Source organism: Paenibacillus glucanolyticus, from assembly GCF_037333485.1.
In the GTDB taxonomy this organism is placed as follows: domain Bacteria; phylum Bacillota; class Bacilli; order Paenibacillales; family Paenibacillaceae; genus Paenibacillus_AQ; species Paenibacillus_AQ glucanolyticus.
Genome location: NZ_CP147845.1, coordinates 5,533,273 through 5,554,579 on the forward strand (window position 1 = coordinate 5,533,273; position 21,307 = coordinate 5,554,579).

At 38.1% G+C, this 21,307-nt stretch carries 17 protein-coding genes and 1 pseudogene; 6 read left to right on the forward strand and 12 right to left on the reverse strand.

What is annotated here, in order from left to right:
• Positions 1–72 precede the first annotated feature (72 nt).
• A complete protein-coding gene (locus WDY75_RS25885) occupies positions 73–1,494 on the reverse strand; it encodes an ATP-binding protein (protein WP_063478639.1) in 1,422 nt (473 codons plus the stop codon).
• 316 nt (positions 1,495–1,810) lie between these two features.
• Between WDY75_RS25885 and WDY75_RS25890 the strand changes: the two genes are divergently transcribed.
• Positions 1,811–2,425 carry a hypothetical protein gene (locus tag WDY75_RS25890; RefSeq protein WP_197477091.1) on the forward strand — a complete coding sequence of 205 codons (615 nt, stop codon included), beginning with the start codon at positions 1,811–1,813 and terminating at the stop codon, positions 2,423–2,425.
• A 41-nt stretch (positions 2,426–2,466) separates the two neighbouring features.
• Here WDY75_RS25890 and WDY75_RS25895 read toward each other — a convergent pair whose 3' ends face one another.
• The 5 genes from WDY75_RS25895 to WDY75_RS25915 form a co-directional block, all read right to left on the reverse strand.
• Positions 2,467–4,176 (reverse strand): DNA cytosine methyltransferase, encoded by a 1,710-nt coding sequence (locus WDY75_RS25895; RefSeq protein ID WP_063478638.1) that lies wholly within the window; start codon positions 4,174–4,176, stop codon positions 2,467–2,469.
• A gap of 167 nt (positions 4,177–4,343) precedes the next feature.
• On the reverse strand, positions 4,344–5,081 hold the full coding sequence (locus tag WDY75_RS25900; RefSeq protein WP_063478637.1) for a DUF6339 family protein: 738 nt from the start codon (positions 5,079–5,081) through the stop codon (positions 4,344–4,346).
• Positions 5,082–5,092: 11 nt separating this feature from the next.
• Positions 5,093–5,956: a hypothetical protein gene (locus WDY75_RS25905; protein WP_063478636.1), complete on the reverse strand. Its 864-nt coding sequence runs from the start codon at positions 5,954–5,956 to the stop codon at positions 5,093–5,095.
• Positions 5,946–7,898 (reverse strand): hypothetical protein, encoded by a 1,953-nt coding sequence (locus WDY75_RS25910; RefSeq protein ID WP_063478635.1) that lies wholly within the window; start codon positions 7,896–7,898, stop codon positions 5,946–5,948. The genes WDY75_RS25905 and WDY75_RS25910 overlap by 11 nt, the downstream gene beginning before the upstream one ends.
• A 10-nt stretch (positions 7,899–7,908) precedes the next feature.
• Positions 7,909–8,961, reverse strand: a complete 1,053-nt coding sequence (locus WDY75_RS25915) for a DNA cytosine methyltransferase (RefSeq protein ID WP_338841219.1) — start codon at positions 8,959–8,961, stop codon at positions 7,909–7,911.
• Positions 8,962–10,019: 1,058 nt separating this feature from the next.
• Here WDY75_RS25915 and WDY75_RS25920 point away from each other — a divergent pair.
• The gene (locus tag WDY75_RS25920) at positions 10,020–10,475 is read left to right on the forward strand and encodes a helix-turn-helix domain-containing protein (protein WP_063478633.1); all 456 of its coding nucleotides are present in this window, start codon (positions 10,020–10,022) and stop codon (positions 10,473–10,475) included.
• Positions 10,476–10,814: 339 nt separating this feature from the next.
• Here the strand turns inward: WDY75_RS25920 and WDY75_RS25925 are convergent, their stop codons facing one another.
• The gene (locus WDY75_RS25925; RefSeq protein WP_063478632.1) at positions 10,815–11,102 is read right to left on the reverse strand and encodes a hypothetical protein; all 288 of its coding nucleotides are present in this window, start codon (positions 11,100–11,102) and stop codon (positions 10,815–10,817) included.
• Positions 11,083–11,496, reverse strand: coding sequence for a hypothetical protein (locus WDY75_RS25930; protein ID WP_063478631.1), 414 nt, complete (start codon positions 11,494–11,496; stop codon positions 11,083–11,085). Before WDY75_RS25930 ends, WDY75_RS25925 begins: the two co-directional genes overlap by 20 nt.
• A 126-nt stretch (positions 11,497–11,622) precedes the next feature.
• Between WDY75_RS25930 and WDY75_RS25935 the strand changes: the two genes are divergently transcribed.
• On the forward strand, positions 11,623–11,991 hold the full coding sequence (locus WDY75_RS25935; protein WP_063478630.1) for a helix-turn-helix domain-containing protein: 369 nt from the start codon (positions 11,623–11,625) through the stop codon (positions 11,989–11,991).
• A gap of 72 nt (positions 11,992–12,063) precedes the next feature.
• Here WDY75_RS25935 and WDY75_RS25940 read toward each other — a convergent pair whose 3' ends face one another.
• Together WDY75_RS25940 and WDY75_RS25945 are read right to left on the reverse strand one after the other, a co-directional pair.
• Positions 12,064–12,336 (reverse strand): hypothetical protein, encoded by a 273-nt coding sequence (locus WDY75_RS25940; protein WP_063478629.1) that lies wholly within the window; start codon positions 12,334–12,336, stop codon positions 12,064–12,066.
• A 119-nt stretch (positions 12,337–12,455) separates the two neighbouring features.
• The gene (locus WDY75_RS25945) at positions 12,456–13,319 is read right to left on the reverse strand and encodes a hypothetical protein (RefSeq protein ID WP_082834295.1); all 864 of its coding nucleotides are present in this window, start codon (positions 13,317–13,319) and stop codon (positions 12,456–12,458) included.
• 356 nt (positions 13,320–13,675) lie between these two features.
• Here WDY75_RS25945 and WDY75_RS25950 point away from each other — a divergent pair, with 356 nt between their 5' ends.
• Together WDY75_RS25950 and WDY75_RS25955 are read left to right on the forward strand one after the other, a co-directional pair.
• Positions 13,676–13,936: a helix-turn-helix domain-containing protein gene (locus tag WDY75_RS25950; protein ID WP_063478628.1), complete on the forward strand. Its 261-nt coding sequence runs from the start codon at positions 13,676–13,678 to the stop codon at positions 13,934–13,936.
• 19 nt (positions 13,937–13,955) lie between these two features.
• Positions 13,956–15,137 (forward strand): tyrosine-type recombinase/integrase, encoded by a 1,182-nt coding sequence (locus WDY75_RS25955; protein ID WP_063478627.1) that lies wholly within the window; start codon positions 13,956–13,958, stop codon positions 15,135–15,137.
• A gap of 43 nt (positions 15,138–15,180) precedes the next feature.
• Here WDY75_RS25955 and WDY75_RS25960 read toward each other — a convergent pair.
• Positions 15,181–15,585: pseudogene (locus WDY75_RS25960) on the reverse strand (phosphorothioated DNA-binding restriction endonuclease); the annotation flags it as partial.
• A gap of 96 nt (positions 15,586–15,681) precedes the next feature.
• Here WDY75_RS25960 and WDY75_RS25965 point away from each other — a divergent pair.
• Positions 15,682–16,826, forward strand: a protein-coding gene (locus tag WDY75_RS25965) for an IS3 family transposase (RefSeq protein ID WP_156515043.1) whose coding sequence is annotated in 2 segments (ribosomal slippage) — positions 15,682–15,976 and positions 15,976–16,826 — 1,146 coding nt in all. Because the reading frame shifts where the segments join, the coding sequence is not laid out codon by codon here.
• 812 nt (positions 16,827–17,638) lie between these two features.
• Here WDY75_RS25965 and WDY75_RS25970 read toward each other — a convergent pair.
• Complete coding sequence (locus WDY75_RS25970) at positions 17,639–21,289, reverse strand: ATP-dependent RecD-like DNA helicase (RefSeq protein WP_063478624.1); 3,651 nt, start codon at positions 21,287–21,289, stop codon at positions 17,639–17,641.
• Positions 21,290–21,307: the final 18 nt, after the last annotated feature.

Sequence of the window (21,307 nt, forward strand, 5' to 3'; positions counted from 1 at the left end):
TATTACCCCACTTAGGAACGCATGATTTGTCAAAATGCAGTTCATTAATTCAGTCTATATAGCTGATAATTATTATTCTCCATCCATTAACAACTCCTTACGATTTTTAAATATTTCTGTTTTAAGCAAACTTTCAATGTAGCTTTTATCTAAACCCGATGATTTTAGCCTCTTGGCAACAATCTCGATTTCTTCCTCAGTTAATGTGGCTTCCTGATCAATTTTATGTGGGCTCTGCTGTAATTGTGCTTGAATCGCTTCCAAAGGCAAATAAGCCTGTAATCCCTTCAAATATATATTCAACATTTCATAATTCTCATCTGATATTTCTGTAATAAGTCTTTCTAATACTGGGTGTTTAGGGTTTAATGCAAACCTAACTCCATCGTTCGAGGCCACCAATTCCCAAAACCTTGTTGTCGATTTATCTTCGATCTTCCTCCCTCTTCCAGTGAATGGCCTTGATCCTATCTCTGTAATCTGCTTGATAACTTTTTTCAAATCGACTTTTATTTCTGCAACAGGGTTTGCTGTAGATTTTTTTATATCAATTCCCCAATATTTATCTTGGTTGTTAGGAATATCGATCTTTACCCGGACTAGTTTATGGGCAACAATCGCTCTATGAAGCCCCCACCATGTGCCATGAATTAATAGCCTATTAGCACGGTACAGATAAAATCCTTGTGATTTTGTATAACCTTCCTCGGTAGCATATTGTTCGTATTCTTGTTGTGACACCTTCGAGTGATGCGGCAGAATAAACGGTTGAATGTTTATTGTTAAATCATTTATTTTTATTTTTTCACCTGAAATCTGTTGTGTTGCAGGGTGGTTAATGTTAAATGGGTTAAACGCTTTTAATTTGTTATTATTAATGGTAATTGTTAGCGATCTACCCACGATAGCCCCTTCGAGAAATCGATGAAAAACTAGGGATAGATGTTTTCTAAGTCTATCAATTTCACTAGAAAATGTCCCTTTATTAAATCCATCAACTTTTTCCCATATAACTAAAGTACCATGCTCTTGATTCTTGAGTTCATCTATCAATGGTAAAGTATCAACCCAAGTAACTTCAGGTGTAATCAGCAGCCATTTATCTGACTTCGCTATGAAATCCAAATCCCATTGTCTTGCTGAGATTAGACCATCCTTTTTAGATACAACTGTTAGTTTTTTGCATTGGGAGAATGATGCCGTCTTAAGTCCTAATCCAAATCTCCCTAAATCATATTTCTCTCTTTCAGATTCTGGATGTTTAGTTGCTAAACGCATAGCTTCGACAAGCTCTTTATTTGACATTCCAGTTCCATCATCCAACATAAAAAATATTGGTTCAGGCTCAGAAATCGTATATATACTTATATTAGATGCACTTGCAGCAATACTATTGTCTAAGATGTCCGCAACAGCAATTTCTAACGTATATCCTATATCTCTTAAAGATTTAACAAAATTTCTTACATTGGGATTAACAATTTCCGTATCCATTTGGAGTCCTCGCCTTTTTCTTCAACGATTTTTTTCAACATGGTTTAAACAACCTAAGTCAACTATCGTATTATGGTAGTGGATGACTTATTTTTTAAAAAAAGCAGCATTCTAAAATTATGTATTTTGCATTATTCGACATAATGCAAGCATATCCTGCGACCAAATACATTAAATTCAATCAATACCAGTAATTACTTAATACCAATACTTCAAATTTGAAGGTCTTTCTTCTACAATAAAAAAGTCAAACAAGATTTGATACTACAGTAAATAGGGTTGTGACCTGATAATCAAAAAAACAGTGTTTTTTTGGGTGCAATTAAAAAAATGGTTTGAAGATAGTAAAAGACATTATCCCTGGCGTATTACGAATGACCCCTATCATGTATTAATTGCCGCGTTTCTTCTACAGCAAACACATGTTAGAAAAGTTGAATCTGTCTATTATTCATTGCTGAGCACGTTCCCAACAATCGAAAAACTTTCTAATGCATCCGAAACTGAAGTTATCGATATTATTAGTCCTATTGGTTTAAATTACCATGCGGGACGTTTGAAGGCAGCTGCACAAATAATACAAAATAACTATATCGGAAAAGTTCCAGATAATTATGATGATTTGATACAGTTACCTGGGGTCGGAGAGTATATCGCAAACGCAGTGCTGTGCTATGCATATCGCCAAAACACAGTACCCATAGATACAAATGTCATTAGATTATTTTGTAGATATTTCGGTCTTATCTCAGATAAACCACGTCCTAGAACCGATAAGCTGCTAGCTTCTCGCATAAGAAACCTGTACTTAAATGACTTAAATTATAAAACTGCCAACCTCGCCGTTCTTGATTTCGCTGGATTAATTTGCACTGCAAATAATCCTAGCTGTACAGAATGTCCGTTAAATGCACATTGCTTTTTTTTATAATAAAGAGCCTCATACTCTTAACGAGTAGAGGCTCATATTATTTAAGAATTTGTAACTGTCGCAAGCGGCTTGATAATACTAGCTAATGGTTCCTCGATAGGTTTTTTTAAATATTTCAATACTTGCTCAGCTACTGCCCTACCTAACAGCGGAGGGACAGCATTTCCGATCTGCTGATACTGCGAATCTTTTGAGCCTTCAAAAATAAAATTATCAGGGAAAGTTTGTAACCGTGCAGCTTCTCTAATGCTGATAGCCCGTGTTTTTTGGGGGTGTATCCACATAGACTTTCTAACGTTCAGAACCGTTCCTGAAGGAGTATCATAATTAAGACGTAAATAAACGGTGTTTTGAGTTCTTCCTGGATCTGAATAAGTTTGTTTTAAAGACTCATCTAAATGATGAAAATTTTGCCCCGGTTCTAGCATCTTAAATCTATCTAAAGCTGTCTGCGTTGTATCAGTCATCACATGGTTGCTAACCGTTTTAACATCACCATGAAGATATTTTAATAGCGGATTAATGTCATTAGAAAAAGGCCTTTCTAACCGTAAACCTTTATCCATAATCGTAGAAGGATCTAGGTTCTCAAGATCTTCAATGGCATGTTTAACGGTGTAAAACTGATTTGAGTCATCTATGATCGGCTTAGGTAGCTCTACAGTTGCATCCTCCACAAGCTTACTCTTTACTCCAATCAAAAATAACCTCTCTCGCAGCTGGGGCGCGCCAAAATTAGCAGCATTTAAAAAAAGTGGATCCTCGTTGATTTTGTACCCCAGTTTGCTAAATTTAGCAGTTAAATAATCGAGAACGCCGTAAGTTTGTACCTCGATACAAATGTTCTTATTTTCTGAGACTATATCAATTATTTCGATATTGTTCAAAGCTATTTCATGCATCTTCATCAGAATCTTTTGAACTTGTATTATATCATTTAATAAGCTGTAAAGTTTATCATTGGACGACTCTGTAAAATTTTGTTTCTGAAGCCAATCTCCAAGAAGTATCCATTTTTCCTTATAGCCACTAGACCAATACTTATTGTGAAGATCAATCCAATTAGGAAATAATTTTTTTAATGCACTTTGGGTTTTAACTAGGTAAGTAGCGGATTCCTTCTCTTTTCTACCAAGATGACTAATCCTTGAGAAAAGGTCTTTATCTGTTAAAGTATATTCAGATAGGTCCAATTTTTCTCTAATCACCTTTTTTAAGAATGCCGTCAACTCGTCAGTAAATCCACATTCTTTTCCCAAAGCAATTATTTCATTTGTTGGATGTAATCCTAGTTCCTCTACGATTTCGACATTGTCCTTTGAAGAATAAAAGAACTTGTGCTTTGAAGATTTCATAGCTTTAACATTTTCCATTACAAACGCATCTGGCTTTAGCATCTCAATTGCTTTTACATATTCCTTGACCAGCTGGTTATTGGTTGAAATCAATTCTGACTTTTGTCGATTAGCATTTGAAAACCCCTGACACGGTGGTCCACCAAATACAATGTTAACACCATTTGCACCTAAATTTGTACATTCATCAATTATTTCATCATAGTTAAGTCCTTTAATATCATCGTAAAACTTCATACCCTCATGTTCATGATTTCTTCGATAGGTCTTTTGAGCCGACTTATTATTTTCTACCGCGGCTACAATTTGAACCTGCCCTGTCTGTAAAAACCCTAAACTCAGCCCGCCGGCTCCCGAAAACAAATCAACTGCTAAAAGCTTCTCATCATTTTTCATAAATCCGCCCCCCAAAACCGAACAGCCGTTCCTTATATAAGCAGCTTACCATCTCTTTAAATTATTTGCAAGTTTACGACTCATAAATTAATAGAGTACTACATAACAATAAAACATTCCATAGAAAAATAATAATCCCGCCCGTCTTTTTTCGGGCAGGATTATTACTAAGCAAGCATTTCTATTTTTTCTCGTACAAGTTCCTCTAAATCACTTCGATCCAAGGTATCTAAGATTGTAACCCCTCCAAGCTGATTAATGTACATCATTAAGCTTCTAAAATTTTCCCTATCGATAAATGAAGACTCCAGCTCTTTTTGCTTTAATACTGAGAGAACAGCTTTCGTTATATCAGGGTTTCTTGAAAAACTTCGTTCAAGAAGACTCTGGGCTATATCTAATTTAGAAAGAAGCACCTTGGTAAGTTCAAAAGGGTCTTCCCTATTCTCATCATAGGAAACATAGCCGTACCACCATAAACGAGCTATACCATTTCGTATTAAAGCTCTATCTCTATTTGCCATAAAAAAATAGCGCTCTCTAACTGCGTCCGCAGGTTTATCTTTATCCAAATACGATTCGACCGGCCATCGTTTTCTCATATAATTCCAAAAAATCGTATGAGTCAAGTACGCCCACAGCCTCTCGTCTGTTGCTTGGATAACTGAAATCCCTTTAAAGGCAGTATAAATCTTTTTCGTATTCTCGAAATCAAAGTGGAGCGTACTGCTCTGAGGCATATGTAAATCTACTTTATCAATTCTAACGGTAGATGGAAAACTCCATACAGCTCCTTCAAAGAATTGATTAACCCAAACCTCGTCCGATTTATATTTTTCAACATTACTGATGATATTTACTTTTAAGTCTTCAAGTGAACTATCGCTAATATAATTCAAATCCACAACTTAACACCTCAATCTTCATCTTCAAAATTCACCAGGGCTAAAAGTGACATATTTAACGGGTCGCCGATAAGTTTTTGAGCAACTGCTAAAGTCGAGTCGGAAAATGTATTTTTATTTCCAATATCAATTTCTAGCTCCTTTAGTCTGCTGTTAATTACTTGATACCATCTGCATTCTTCAAGGTCAAACTCCTGCTCATCCCCATTTTTCACCATTTCCAATATAGATACCAACGCCGGCATTATTATTAAAGAAGAAAGCAAAGGTTGTAAATTTTGGTTCAGTGAAACAGCTTTGTAATGTTCAAAATTATCTTCCGAAAGCTTGATAATGATTTTATGACCTGATGAATCCATATCAAGCGGCAAAGCATTTTCGCTTCGGTTAGGCTGAATAGAAAAAATAGAAGGTATTCTTTTTAAGGGATCAATCTCTTTTTCTGCAAAAAAGGTCCTCTCCGCATCTATCGCAAGTACATCACCCTTTTTTATATAAAAGGAGTGACCTTCATAATCGGAATGAAACTCAGGTACGGAGTAATCCTGAATATCTTCAGCAGCCAGAATAAAAGAACATATCTGAACCTTTCCTTCTAAATAATCAGTAGCCAGCTGAAAAGTGAAATTCGTTTCGAATGAAGCAAATACTTTTCGAAAACGAGTCGTTGGGCATTCTAAGTGGAAAGCAAAGCGGGCTTTTTTGTCGTCTATAAGCTGATTAATTCCCTCGCAGCTTGTCACACATGCAGCCTCGAAGATATAGGTATTCTGTGTTTTGCTGCTTTTAAGAGAGGCCTGAAAGTCACTATCTATGACATCATCAGAAAAATAAGAAAGTACCGGGTGTGGATACTGACGATAGTTAATTTGCATAAACTGAAACCTCCAAAGCACACCGAAGCGAATCTTTTAACGTCACTACTAAGTCGCATTTTTTATCTTTATAAAAAGAGATGGGGCCTATTTTTCCATTATTTTTAAGATCTACACTTTCTCCGGTTTGCTGGATTACAACAGATTTGACAGAAGCTGCTTCACCGCCAACTTCACCTACAACTTTGATACCAATATATCCTGCACCATCTTCATTTGTCTGCATCGATACTTTGTAAGTGCCAGAAGCGGGATTCATACAAAATATACGAGAATGTATTAAACGCAAGTTTTTATTTACTGCAGAGGAGATAGGATTAACTTTTCCATCAAGAGAGCCTCCTCTTTGGGAACTTCCTTGATCACTCTTATCATCTTCACCTGATGTTCTGCTGTTTCCTTCGCCCTCTCCCTGTTCAGAACCTTTAGTGTCACCAATGGAGCTCCTATTTTCACCGTTTTGTGAAAACTTCCCGTCTTCCGTTCCTGCGGCGGTTTCATCATTGCCAGCATAGCCTTCGTTTATACCATTAAACGTAGTTGGCTTCATTCTTCGATGGTTAAGTTCTATTTCTATATCTTTAGGTGTTGTCTTTTCTCCCTCAGAACCATGTTGAGAGTGTGGCTGGGCTTCAACTTCAGCATCGTAATTGTCGGGTAGATACTGACTTAATCCTTCAACGTCCAAATCCTCTAAGCTATTAGTGATTGAAATAGAACGAACCCGTTCATTAATCCAGGCATAAAGCTTTCTAATCATACCTTTGGCGTATTCAGGGTCCTCATGACGATCGGGTTCCCAAGCGTTGTGTGTGGGTGGCTCAATTTTTCTCAAGAATTCGTTTATCTTCTCACCCTTTGCAATCATTACCCCAGCAAACTTAAAAGGCGTGCGAAAACTACCCTTATCATATATTTTCATTCCGGTCCCTCTTACCATAGCCACACGTTTTGGAAGGTCTTTTCCAGGAAGCACAAATAGATCAATTTCACCAAGTCCAAAGAAATCATTTTCTGGAAAGTGGTGTCTGCTGGAAAGTGTATAAGCTTCATAGTATTGATACGAAAGGCAATCAGGATCATTTTTCGTATATTTATCTAAAAGGCCTGATAGTGAATTAGCATTAATAGTGGTTTCCCCAACTCTGACAATCAGCCTTTCGTTCAATATAGCAATAAAGAAATTTTCAAGAACCGATTTTATCACTTTCTCTTCCCAGCCGCTGTGTTCATTAAAACCAGCAATAAATATATCCGTACCAACATCCGATCTTGTAAAAAACTCATACATATCCTCGGCTGCCACAATCGGTTTGTTCTTTTCAACTTCCCCGAAATACCCCGTACCCTGCGTCGGATTCCCAGCTTCATTAAGATGAGTTACGAGCTTAGCAACCCCCTGAAAGGCCGCAGCACCGCTTTCAACTTCTTTTGTTCCGTAGAATACAGTCCTTAGATCGGAGCAAGCAAAAGGGGCGTGCTTCCCTATTCCAAAAGACCCTCCAGATTGAGAATCCTTATCTGATGAACCAACCGATTTTATAAGATTATGCCATCCACCTCTATACTCATCGTCTGCACCGGTTAATCCAGTTGTATTATAGTCACTGATTTTAAGAAAGGGTATCTTATCTAATTCCATAATCGAAAGTGCATTTTCAAAAAAGCGGGTGGTCTTAGTATTATCCTTCCAGTATTCTAAACAGGATTTAAGTATTTTTATAAATTCATCTTTTTGCGGGAAATACTCTAAAGGAATGTGAGATAAATTAAAGTGCACCTCAACAGGTCCAGGATTATTCTTATCTTTAGCATCACAGGAATTTTGATTAATTTCTCTTGCCAATGAATCCCAAGGATTACCGCGAAACGTCTCAATTCCCGCATCGTTTAAGCCTGTTATTTGACCATAGTTATTTGATGGAAAGTTCCAATTAATCATACCCTGCTCCTTACTTCTGCATACTGTTTAATTTATGTAGACATTCCGCCGCTAACTTTTGAACTAGATCAACAGTCACAGCATTGCCAATTTGTTTATATTGTTTGGCTTTTGCCATTCCTTTCGGAAATGAAAATTGATGATCTCTAAATCCCTGCAGACGTACGCATTCAGTGGGTGTCAGTTTTCTAATGCCCCAATCATCATGTATAACAGGAACATTGTGACCACCTTCTCCCATATTTGCCGTAAGCGTAAAAGTACAATCATTTTTGTTCTCTCTGACATATGCCCTCCGTAATAAATATACGGAATCTCTATTTCCTTCTGCCATTTTTTCAGCAAACATCCTACCATATTTTGAATTTTCATCGAAATAAAACTCGGGGTCGGCCTTGAAATCAAGATCTAGGAACTCCCTTACATCTTTTAAATTTGATTCAGTGCTGGGAAACTTAAAATTGTTGAACTTAAAGATATCCTGTGAAAAGGCAACCATATATAGCCGTTCTCGATTTTGAGGTATATCTGTATGTTCCTTTGTATTAAGTACCACTGCGTTGCTCTTGTCTGTTAATAAGTTCCCCTTGCTGTCCAAGGGAACACGGAACCAATAACCCGCCCTCTTAATTTCCTCTTCGATGATACTAATCGTCATCTTGTTATTGTGGTAAACTAAGTTCTTAACATTTTCAAGAACGAGTATTTTGGGTCTATCTCTACCGAACTCTTTTAACAATCTAATAATTTCAAAAAATAGTTTACCTCTTGGATCTTTAAATCCCAGCTTATTTCCCGCAAGTGAGAAAGATTGGCAGGGGAACCCAGCTGTAAGGACATCTACCGGTTCCAACCCATCAGTAATAACCGATAAATCTTCAATAGATTTCTCATAAAGTTTAGTACCCGGATGATTATTTCTATAAGTCTCACATGCATGAGGATCTAATTCATTTGCCCATTTCACATCAAATCCTTCGTTTTTAAAGGCTCTACAAAAACCACCAATACCAGCAAATAAACTTCCAACTTTATATGTGTGCTGCTTAATATCCTGTTCCAATTCATCCAACTCCGTAAGCATAAAATTTCAATTTATATTAAGTTTTTTTGTATATAATTCGACGAAATCTGACTGACTCCTTCATATTTCACTTCTAAGTAAGGAACAACATGGGGATGTAACATCAACATCATGGAAGTCGAATTTTTTGAGGTAATGGAATGTATAATTAGAGGTGAGCTTTATAATAGAGTGATAGAGTGACCTTTGGGTGACCTTTGGGTGACCTTTGCTGTTGTAAGTATTTAACTAAAAACTTATAAGGAGGCTATGATGAATGGTGTAATAATTTCTTTATGACGTTATCGTTCATTTCTATGCAAACATTATCCCATACTAAGCAATCACAAAAATAGCAACAAAGAGCATTGGTTTTCTCTTGATTCTGGTACATATATACTCACCTTTCCGAACTGTACTTCTGTCGCCTTAGCTTTAGGAGCCCAAAAACCTTACTGCTCAAGGCTTTTCGGGTAATAAATTTTAGTGAGTAGGAAGGTGAGTAGAGCAGTGAGTCACTCACTCCTCAACTCACCTTCCTACTCACTGCTCTACTCACCATACCAACCTACCACTTTGCATATATCATACTTCCAATCATATCAATTTTGTTAGGTTACTCTGAAGGTGTCCCAATTGCTCGATGCAAATGACATTAATGATTAGATATTTTTAATCAATTGTAGGAACGTCCGCTTCGTCATGTTATCAAATGATTTATAGTTGGTGGGTGGTTTTAGAGAAGAAGGTTTTCTACCTTACTGTGATTCCTAAACTCAAAGATAATTGACACCTCAAATTATAATAATCTATAATTAAAGTATACCTTGTATTTCATCCTCAAATCTTAGTCCTAGCCACACGGTAAGGGCCATTCTATCTTTTCAATCACCAGTCTCTGGTTTAATATTGCCAAAATTAGCTTATCGGACTAATATAATCATCTCATACGAGAGCTAAGAGTAGAAACTCCAACCTGGAGAACTTCTGCTCTTTTTTGTTTTTGGTTTATCCTGTTCCCATTAAAACAGGTTACATCTTGTTAAGGAGAAGATACTATGCAAAAAACTTTCAGCGTAGCGGAGTTAGCAAGAAATTTGGGCTTAGAAGTATCTACAGCTCATCGACGGATTCAATTGGCCGTCTCTCTGGGATTTATTGAAGTTGAAAAAAAGGGGGTTAGAGTAAAATATTCACAAAAGGACTTACTCGTATTAAAGATTCTGGACGAAGCTTATCGTGTTGTTTCTTCTGATGCTAGGTTGATTGACCTTCTGTCGCCCAAAAAGCCAGCCGATATCCCAGAAGACGGGGTAGGAAATTTGGTCGCTACCGTCGTCAATGTTACCAACGAAATGCTGCAGCAGTATGCAGCGGTTTCTTATGCTTTAGAAAAACTTGATGAAACCAATGGCGTGCTCTCCCGAAAATTATCTAATGTACAAGATAAACTTGATGCCCTTTGGCGGAAAATCGATCGATTAGAAAATCTCCCTGAGCGCAATTTTCAATAAATATTGTAAAAGCAAAATCCGGATGTACCACGAAATGGTCATCCGGATTATTATATACAACGAAGTTCCAACTCGCCTATTAATATGAAATCTATTCCTACAAGTATTTAAGTTACTTAAATGCCAGAAAAGTGTCAATTTGAGCGAGGGGCCTAACAATCATATCGAGTAAACCCACAGTATTGTCTTCTTTTAACTCAAATACCAAACCAAGTTTTAAGTAAAGATTGACTACATCAAGTATATTTCTGGGGTATTCATACCCATTTACCTCTAATCTACGTTTAACCTCAACTTCCCTCTCATACAGAAGTTCGTATTCCTCTTTATCTATTTCCGTTAAATCCAGAGTTTTTTTTTTGAAAAATCAATAAACGTAATTGACTTTGTCTTTTGCTCCAGAAATTTAATAGTATCATCTTTATTTAAGCCACAGGCAATACAGTGGCTTAAATATGGCAATGAGGTAATATTCGGCATTGGAAGCCACTTCCCCCAACCCATTTCATAAAACTGATTTGGAATAACACATTGTCCAGCAGGTATTAGACCTAACCGCACTAGTGTTTTGACCGTTACCTTTCCACCTGTTATATAGTTGATCGTGTCATTCTGAAAAGAAGACATGCTCGGCTCCTGTCTGTACAATGTACGGTAATATATCCAAAGGTCTCTCTATGCTTGCAATTTTAAATTCAACAAGCATACCGCCTTCATTTCCCTGTTTGTTAAAGGATATTCCTGTTACCATGAACTCACCAATTGACTCGTGGTCTCTTTCGGGCTGGTCAAAGTCGAGGAGACGAAGATCTCTCAATTGTTGAAATTCTTCATTACTGATTTCGATAAGTTTTAGGTGCTTAGCGTCATATCTTGTTTTTAGAATTTTATAACCCTCTTGCTGAAGAAGTAAAAGATACTGTGTGTCTTTATGAAAAATAACCTTCTTGAATTTATAAATTTCCTGCCCCGCGTTATCTGCCAAGATCAATAAGTCTACATTACTTACTTTAGGTATCAATATAATCACCCCTGGTAATAATAACTAAATAATATCACTTTAAAGTTATTTTATCAACATATATTAACTTATAGTGTTATTTAATTTTTGGAGTTAATCCTCTACTCTTAATAGGGGAGTGATCGAATGGGTGACTTAAAAAGAATTATCGGTGATAAAATACGTAATGTACGTAATGCCAGAGGAATGACCCTCCAACAGCTTAGTGAAACAACTGGACTGCAGACTTCTTATCTTGGGGATGTTGAAAGAGGCAAGAGAAATACATCTCTTGATTCATTAGAGAAGATTATGAACGCACTTGAAATAAGGCCCGGGGACTTATTTGACTTCCGTGAGGTTGATATTAATTCAAGCGAATTTGAGATAAGCTCTGTTCTTGAGGTGCATTATCAGTTTTTAAAAGCTAAGAAAACTGAGGACGTAAAAATGATTCATCGTATAACTAAGGATATTTTTAATTCAATCGAAGGATCTCGTCAGGAAAAGGAATAAGAATTTATTGTAATATAAAAGAGGAAGAGCAATTCCTGCATCTTCCCCTTGTTCATATACTCAATCCCTGCATTATTCACTTCTAATTTTACGCGTTGCTATGTACCTTTTCATTGTTTCATCCACCTGCTCATCCCTGAAAGGATTCACGTAGATTCCCCCTGTTTGCATTTCTACAATGTCATCAAGATCTAGTCCGGTAAGATTAGGATCTTCTATTTGCAACTGTAAAATATCAATCGCATAATTCAACGCGTCATGAATTTTCGCTGAATCTTGATTCAAAACGGTAGCGATTTCCGAGACCCGCTTCTCCGACCTCAAAAAATCAAGAATTGAAGCCACTGATATTTGAGTCCCCTATACATGGTCTTCCTCCTAAGCTTTTGCAAATTTCCAAAGTCGGATATTGTTCAAGCCTCTTTTTAAAATAATCAGAAACGTCCATTGATTATACCCCCTTGTTAATTTCCTAGATTAGCTCTCCGTAGCCACTGTGGAAGCTCGTCTATCCGACAGTGTATTTGTCCATGGCTTATCTCGGCAACAGTCATATATTCATTCCTAGAATTATCAATTAGAACCGATACATCGGCGAGTGATACAGCGGTTTCCAAATTACTTAGTGAAGAGTAATATCTCCTCCCAATGTCTTCCGACGAGATAAAATGGCCACCTTCAATGACACGGGTGTGTACACGATCAGTATGCAGTTGGACATCTGCTAATCCTATAAAGTATAGGTATATTTTGTATCCCAGCCTTTTAGCAATGTTCATCTGTTTAATTATGTGTTTTCCAGACAAGGTAGTTTCAACTGCAAACGTCTTGCATCCTTCCAGCGTTGTCCTTAGCTCTAATAATGCCTCTTTACCAGCAGATAAATCGACACTACGCGGATTCTCTGGATTCATTCTTTTGGCAATAAAATCCGCATTGATGATACTATGAAATTTATATTTAAAGTGATCAATTAAAGTCGTTTTTCCAGCCCCATTGCATCCGGCAAACACAAACATCTCTGGCTGGCTGCCGCCTGGTAGGGCTTCCACTTCTTTTACATTTCCAAAAGAATTCCCTATATAATCACTTATTTGAACATGCTCCTCACAATACCTTTTTCCATCTAAAATGTAGTACAGGGGCGCACCTGCAGCAGCAGCTCTTATTCTCACCGTCATTTTAGCATGGTTATAAATTTGTTTCAGATCACAATCCCTTATTATTGGCACGTTAGCCCCCCTCTTCCGCCTTTGTGTATTTTTATCCTTAATCTTGACATGTCTTATCGGAATCTCTATTATTAAATTATACCATTTAGTCTTCACCCTTTTACTTCTATTCCCTCCATACGGTTTGGGAATCATTCTAAGGTTAATTCTGTGCTTAACTCTAAATCGACGACTGTTTTCGTCATAAATAATAATGCCCTTTTCAGGTAGTAGGCCCTACTTCTAACTGAAAAGGGCTTTTTTGTGCTTTTTAGTTAGTCTAACTGAAATATTTCGCCGCGTTCCCCCCATCATTCGATCGGCCGGCTTATAAAAAAGGGAACACAATCATTTTTAACAGGAGGTCGGTAAAAAAGAAACAACAACAATATTTGGTCCACTAAAATTCCGGGTATTCGAAATTTGCTGATGTAAATTAGAAGCCTTAATCTCTTATTAAGGAGGTATTTCATATGTATGAATCTACTAGACAGCAATCCGTTGAATATATTCCAGCCGCTAAGCGCAATACCTTAACCGTTAATGAGGCCTGGGAAGAGGTTTTTGAATGCCAGATTTCAAAAGACAAGCTTTACGCAGAGGTAAGAGCAAAAAGGATACCGCACACCCGTGTTGGTTCAAAGATCCTCTTTCGAAGAGATACTTTGCTTAAGTGGTTCCATGAGCAAGAGGTTAAAAACTATTGTACAGCGGACATTGAATCACATTCGTAATGAGAGGTGTTAGATACTTATGGCAAGCTTGCAAAAACGCGGTAATGATTCGTGGCTTCTTGTTGTTGAAGCTGGGGTTAAGGCTGATGGAAAAAGGATTAGGCATACAAAGACGGTAAAGGCAAAAGGAATTCGTGAGGCAAGAAAGCTGCTTGCAGAATTTGAGACCGAGGTTGAATCAGGTCACTACATTGCCCCTGAAAAAATGACCTTTACAGCTTTTGTAGAAGAGTGGAAGGGAAAATACGCCAAGTATGAGTTGGGGATCAAGACCTTCGATATCTATTCGCGATTTATAAAAAATCGGATTCTTCCGATCTTTGGCCATATGCGGTTAGATAAGATTCAGCCATTTCATGTAGTCAACTTTATCTCTGACCTCAGTAAGGAGGGTAGCCGGCAAGACGGCAAAAATGGCCAGCTCTCCTCAGGCACCATACAGTATGCTCACAGAATTCTAAAAAATATATTTTCTCGTGCGGTGGAATGGAAACTAATCAAGAGCAATCCGGCCGCGGATATCAAAAAGCCCAAGGTTATTCGGAAAGAGATAGAAGTGTATGATGAAGAAGAAGTTGCTTTGCTATTTGAACACCTTGAAGAAGAACCCATAAAATGGCGCATGATTATCATGCTCGCAATAACTACTGCACTTCGCCGAGGGGAACTGGTTGGGTTGGAATGGAAGCATATCGACCTGAATCAAGGTATTCTTGAGGTCAAGCAAAGCATATCTCACTCCGTTAACGGTGAAAGAATCATATCCGAACCCAAAACGATTAAGTCTAAACGGAAGGTAAGCTTATCGGATACTGTAGTTGAGCATCTCAAGGAATACTATTTGGAATCTAGGAAAAAGCGCCTTGCTTTAGGTGATGCATGGAAAGGTGGAGATCATTTCTTCGTATTCAGTAATGATGAAGGAAATGCATATTACCCTGAGACACCTTATCTGTGGTTCCGTAATTTTCTAAAGAAAAATGGCTTAAAATATATCAGATTCCACGATCTCAGACATACAAGCGCCACTTTACTGATCAACAAAGGCGTTCACGCCAAACTCATTTCTGAACGCCTTGGTCATTCTAATATCTCTACTACGATGAACGTCTACGGTCATGCTCTACAGTCAGCTGATAAGGACGCGGCTAATAAACTCGATTCGTTAGTCCTGCCCAAGAAAGAAAGGAAAAATGGTTAGATATGACCGTACTGGATATTCCAGTGCGGCCTATTTTTTTCAATCACAAAATTCGGTATCTGGCGGGGCCTCTAAATACCTCCCTTATATGCCAGTTTATAAAGTTCTCTTTCGGCGTATATACCGGATGTATGGGAGAACGTACCTTTTTACCGTGAAAACACATCAGCCACTCCTCAAAACCATTGCTGCCGTGAGCCTGCTCAGCCACAAGCAGCTCCCGCTCCCCCGTTATCGTAAATACTCCTCGATCAAACAACTTATGATGCAAAGAGCAAAGTGCAATCCCATTTTCCTCCGTGTCGGGTCCGCCGGCTTGATGCCATTGAATGTGAGCGGCGTCAATGGCCACTAAATTATGTCCCAACCTGACATTAAAGCCGCAAACTGCACAGCTAAATTCATATGCTTTTAAAATTCTATCTCTAAAATTGGGGTCACGCTTCCGCGGGACTGACCCCATAGCGTGAGACAAATTAAAACACCTTCAAGAGAATGCAACCATGTCGTAAGATATGGAGACAACCTTGGAGGTGTTTTTGCGTTGGCAACAAGAGTTAGCTATCCGGTAGAAGTGAAGAAGAAAGCCATTGAAATGAGACGGGATGGCATTCCAGTGAAAGAAGTCATGGACCAACTGAACATACGAAATAAGACACAAGTAGAGACCTGGATGAGATGGTATCGCAGCGGCCAATGGAACCGGTTGGAGCAGCCTGTCGGTAAACAATACAGCTACGGTAAAGGGCCTGAATATACGTCAGAGCTGGAGAAGGTGCAGGCGGAAAATCGGTTTCTAAAGCAACAATTAGATCTGCTAAAAAAGTTCGCGGAAATGCAAAGGAGGTGTCGCCAAAGACTGTAGTAGAGTGGGTTGAGTCCGTTCGAGGGGAAGTCAGTGTGGCTCAAGCGTGTGCATGGATCGGGCTTTCTCGCTCCACTTACTATCGTTGGAAGGCCGCCTACGGGAGCCCATATAAAGATCACATGGTAGAGAAGATTCGTGAACTCTGTAGTCAGCATAAATTTCGTTACGAATATCGGAAGATCACGGCACTGCTTCGGATGGAGCACAAGATTAACCATAAACGCGTGCAGCGGATTATGCAGCGAGAGGGGCTCCAATGTCGTGTCAAAGTGAAGAAACGCAAACCTACAGGGCAGCCAACTTACATCGCAGAACACTTGTTAAAGCGTCAGTTTGAGGCCGATGCTCCCATGCAAAAACTCGTGACAGACATTACGTATTTGCCGTTTGGCGGAAAAACGTTATACCTGTCGAGCATCTTGGACTTGTTTAACGGAGAGATTGTGGCATACAGTATATCTGACAAGCAAGACACTGGGTTTGTCCTGGACACGCTGGATCAGCTGCCCACTCTGTCGGGCGCCATGCTCCATAGCAATCAGGGCAGCGTCTACACCTCTCAGGCCTATCAAGAAGCTGTAAAGGGAAAAGGCATTACCATGAGCATGTCCCGCAAGGGTACGCCCGCTGATAATGCCCCCATCGAATCGTTTCATTCCACGCTAAAGTCTGAAACGTTCTATCTCGAAGGTTTAACCTGTACGACGACGGCCATCGTCGAGCAGACCGTTCGAGACTACATAACATACTATAACTCAATTCGCATTCAAACAAAACTAAACAACCAGTCGCCGGTTCATTTCCGCCAACTGGCTGCTTAAACTTGCAAGGTGTTTTGATCCCTGTCTCACAAACGGGGGTCAGTCCCGACCGGTTGGACGACCTCTTTTTGCTTGCATCAAACACATTTCCCGTCCGATTGCGTTATCTCCAGCTTCTCCCCCGGCGCACGACAAACTGTTAGCTGCAACTTGGCTGCATGATCTCGACAAAAAATTTGTCTTATTGCCCGGCAAGTCCGTTTCAGAACATCGACGCTTCCTTTCACGCGCCGAATTCAGGTCGTTTTTAAGCTACAATTCGCCGTTTTAACTGTTGGCCTCAGAAAAGTTCTATAGAAGAAAATAAGCACGAGCGTCGGTCAGAGAAGCCCGTCCTCGTATCATCCATCCTCGCCTTCCAGTTGCGTTCAATGGGCCGCCTTCGATCATCAGCTCTTCCCATGCGTCATTGTATAGAAATTGAATCGTCTATATCATGTTAGACAGAAAAAACGAGGGGCATTCAGAAAAGAGCTGAAGGAGCGGTCCCCTATCCCTCATTCCTCTCCCCTGAGCCAAGAAAAGCCGAGGAAAGTTGTACCTTAGTTTCTCTCGGCTCATAGCACAACTATTTAGGCTTTGACACGACTTTTATTACTACATCATTTCCTACAAACGCTACGCACTCCACATGGCCCAAGAGGACAGTATTAATGTCTGAGGAACTGTCCGTTCTCGGAAACATATCCATGGCGTTTCATGCACTATCGGTATAAGGGAACATATAATAGTTTAATATCTTTAGAGTACGGGTTCTGAAACAATTTAGTTAGTATTGTGTTTAACCTGCATTAGTTGATGTGCACAAAGAACTATTTTTTTATCCATGTTTGAATTTTACTCTCTATTAACGTTGCATCCAAACTTCCGTCTAATCCATCCTTGGTAATTATCAAATTTCCAAGAGTCTCTGAAATTCCCACACTTTCATAATTTGCCTTTTTCTCGTCCCAACGCTCTTTGTATGATCTATCTCTTAGCATTCCAAGATGCTCTAAATAAGCAATTTTGCCTTGGTAGCGTAGAGTAAAATCAGGAATATAGGTTTTACCACTAACATTTAAAGGTTCTTCATAGAAATACTCAATTTTCATCTTATCGAGAATATTAGCCACAATTACTTCGGACTTTGATCTAACCATTTCACCACGTATCGTTTTATGGATCAATTTTTCTTCAAAGTACCGTTTTTGTTTACTAGACTCTATCTCAATGATGTTTGGAACTTCAAATAAGTCTGTATATCTTTGTTTGGTATCCGAATACCAGTCATTCGCATACTGAACTAATTCTTGAATTGACAAATCACTTAATACAATTAGTTTTTCTCTTTGACGAGAAAACGCTGTATACAAAAGTTCTTTTGTAACAAATGAACTTTTACCATTTATGACTACTATGGTTTTGCCAAAGCTAGAACCCTGTGATTTGTGAACTGTAAGAGCATAAGCAAGTTCTAACTTAGAGTCGCTATTATCACCACCAAAATCAGCTTTAGTATATGAAAAGACTTTTCCCTCAAATGAGCCAAAACGGAATCTATACCAACTAGTATTCTTATCATTCTTGCCATAGTGGCTTGGGTAATCCGTCATAATACCAATTTCACCATTTGCAATGTAGGCTTTCCCCGATGAACCATCCCAGTAATCCTTCTCACCATTTACATTAGATATGACTTTATCCCCGTAAACAATGTTTTGAACAGATTGAGGACTGTTTTTTGACCATGAATATGTACTCCATTGCTCGACAATGTCCTGACGATATTTTTGGTGAAGTTGATTATTCAAATAATAGCTTCCTGCACCAATAAATTTAGTTGGAGATAGAATTTGCCAGTCTTCTATATGTTCACTAGTTGGATAATTTGTATATTTGCCTACAGTAGCTCCCAAACTTTTATTGAAACCATCAATATCATTTTCATTTGTCATATTTGCAATTTCCACCAATTCTTCAAAGAACACTTTTTCTAACTCGTCTAAATCGGTGTATTGAATGTATTTAAGACGATTATCTGTTTGATTGTTTTGAATACGGTAAATTACATCTTTATCGACTGAATCCGAATTTGAGAATATTTGAGCAAATGATAAATCATCACCACCTGAGCCTTGTCTCATCTCAGTTTTCAATGTTGCGACCTTTTCAGGATAAGCACGCACTAAATAACTAATCAAATCGACAAATGGGCGTCCTGCTCCTATTGGAGGTAATTGATTTGGATCCCCTATAAAGATAATTCTTTCAGCATGAGAATCAACAAGCTTTAATATGCCAGCAAACATATCTTCAGTGAGCATTGAACTTTCATCGATAATAACTGTTTTGGCAATACTCGAACTAGGTTGGCTTGGCATCTTATAAGCCATTGTGTTCCAACTGAATCCTTTTGAACGAATTAAAAATTGTGCCACGGTCATAATCTCAGCTACAACACTATTCTTCTTAAATGAATTCTCAAGTTGAACTCTTGCTTTCCCAGTAGGGGTCAATGCTAATACTCCACCAGCTTTAATTTCTTTAGAAGAAGCAAAAATCCCCAATGCTGATGTTTTACCCGTCCCAGCTCTCCCTAATAAGACAGATATTCTAGACGATTCAAGTATTTTTAACGCTGTCGACTTTTCATCACGAGCCAATTGATCGTTTTCTTCATTATTTTCTTGAAGTTTTCCAAATTGGTTATCAATAATTTTTTTCCAGTTTTGTTCACTAGATAAACTAGTTTCTAAACGGCTATTTACTATATCGACTACCAATTGTTTATAATCTTGATATTCTTTCAGTTTGATGTAAGAATTTTCGACATCAACGTATAATTCACCTTCCTGCAAAAACTCTAAAACACCTTCAATTTTTTCAGTTTGAAAATCCGTTTTTTGATCTAATGGTAATTTATTAATTTCTTCAACAATTTGATCATAGCTGAGTAAAGTATGGCCTTGATTTGCGGCTTGAACTAAAACAAATATTACCATAGCTCTAAATCGGCGCTTATCACTTTCAGTTCTCATTTTAGTTGGTTTATTTAGAGGATATTTATTATCCACCAATGGATTCACAAACATTGCATTATCGATTTGGGAAATAGTAACTTGATGTTCGTCCTTTTCTTTTCGTGTAAGTTCGAATAATAGGTATGGGTTTTCAACAATTTCAGCTGCATAAATTTTCAGCTCACCCCAAGCATAAATTGCTTGTTCAACAGAAAGATTCAATCGAGACAAAAGTTCGAAATATCGAGTTTTGTTTTCATCTCTTAGTAAACCAGAAAACTCATCCTCTTTGTCAGCCAATCCGTCATCCAGTTTCTCATTGCCAGTTTCTTTCTCACCTGAAAAATATAACTTCAACTCAGAAATCAAGTCGTTTTCAGAAGTATCAATATGATGAGCAACATCGAAACCATATCGAACACCGAAAGCTGATAAAATTGAACCTACTCCTGGGAAAATACCACGTTGATTCCAAACGCTTTTTAATTGATTATCAACATACTCAAGTTGAACATTAACCCATTCATGATTGGCTTCTTTTAGCTTGAGGTTAGCTATATTTTTCAATGCACTTTTCGCTTGATTTAGAACATCAATAGCCGCATCGTAGCTGACCCATTCAGCTGCATATGAAAATTCCGATCTAAAACCTGCCGCTTCAAACAATGTGACACTCGACACATCAAAATCAGGATGCTTTTTTACATACTCTGAAATTTCATGATATGGCATTAAAAAGCCATCTTTACCATCAACTCTTATTGAATGAGCTGCATTTGTCTCCCAAATGTAGTTCTTTTCGTCACTGCTTCCATTAGACTCATACTCATGAATTTCTACATTTGATACTATATTTCCTATTCCAGCAATTACACGCCGATTATCTTCGATAAATGGAACTTGTTTGTAATATGGAAAGATCAATGAATTGTGCGGACTACTTCCGGAAAAGAAGTAATCGAAAATCCCTTTTTGAGATTCTCCATGCGATACCCACGCACTTGACCAGTTCAGCATTTGTTCTGTTTTTTCTAAGTCAAAATAAAAATTGTAATACTTTTGTTTCTCATTAGCATTATCCTTTAAAGTCCATGAAAAAGGGCGCAATAAGAATGAATAAGGGTCCATCCCAAAAGTTGTTTCTTCAAAATGCTTGAATTTAGCATTTCCTTTTTTATATGGATGGTTCATTTTAAGGTAAAGCTTGGTATCACTCATGAACGCAGCGTTCTCTGTAATCCAGTTTTGCATCCTTACTGGTCCTACTTGTTCGTAACTTTTACCTCTATTTGCTTCCTCAAACTCTAAGTCCCGTGATGATGCAATGTTAGGGATTACTTGAGCAGCTACATTATACCTAGGATTATTGTCAATTCGCCCAGTATAATCGTTATCCTTCCATGGAATTCTTGTTGAAAAGTGTTGTACATAGTTTGTTTGTGGTTTAACTTTCTTACACATAGCCCTCTCCTCCTAAAC

Coding starts and splice junctions, on each gene's coding strand:
- WDY75_RS25885 (WP_063478639.1), bottom strand. CDS start 1,494: ATGGATACGGAAATTGTTAATCCCAATGTAAGAAATTTTGTTAAATCT.
- WDY75_RS25895 (WP_063478638.1), bottom strand. CDS start 4,176: ATGAAAAATGATGAGAAGCTTTTAGCAGTTGATTTGTTTTCGGGAGCC.
- WDY75_RS25905 (WP_063478636.1), bottom strand. CDS start 5,956: ATGCAAATTAACTATCGTCAGTATCCACACCCGGTACTTTCTTATTTT.
- WDY75_RS25910 (WP_063478635.1), bottom strand. CDS start 7,898: ATGATTAATTGGAACTTTCCATCAAATAACTATGGTCAAATAACAGGC.
- WDY75_RS25920 (WP_063478633.1), top strand. CDS start 10,020: ATGCAAAAAACTTTCAGCGTAGCGGAGTTAGCAAGAAATTTGGGCTTA.
- WDY75_RS25925 (WP_063478632.1), bottom strand. CDS start 11,102: ATGTCTTCTTTTCAGAATGACACGATCAACTATATAACAGGTGGAAAG.
- WDY75_RS25935 (WP_063478630.1), top strand. CDS start 11,623: ATGGGTGACTTAAAAAGAATTATCGGTGATAAAATACGTAATGTACGT.
- WDY75_RS25950 (WP_063478628.1), top strand. CDS start 13,676: ATGTATGAATCTACTAGACAGCAATCCGTTGAATATATTCCAGCCGCT.
- WDY75_RS25955 (WP_063478627.1), top strand. CDS start 13,956: ATGGCAAGCTTGCAAAAACGCGGTAATGATTCGTGGCTTCTTGTTGTT.
- WDY75_RS25970 (WP_063478624.1), bottom strand. CDS start 21,289: ATGTGTAAGAAAGTTAAACCACAAACAAACTATGTACAACACTTTTCA.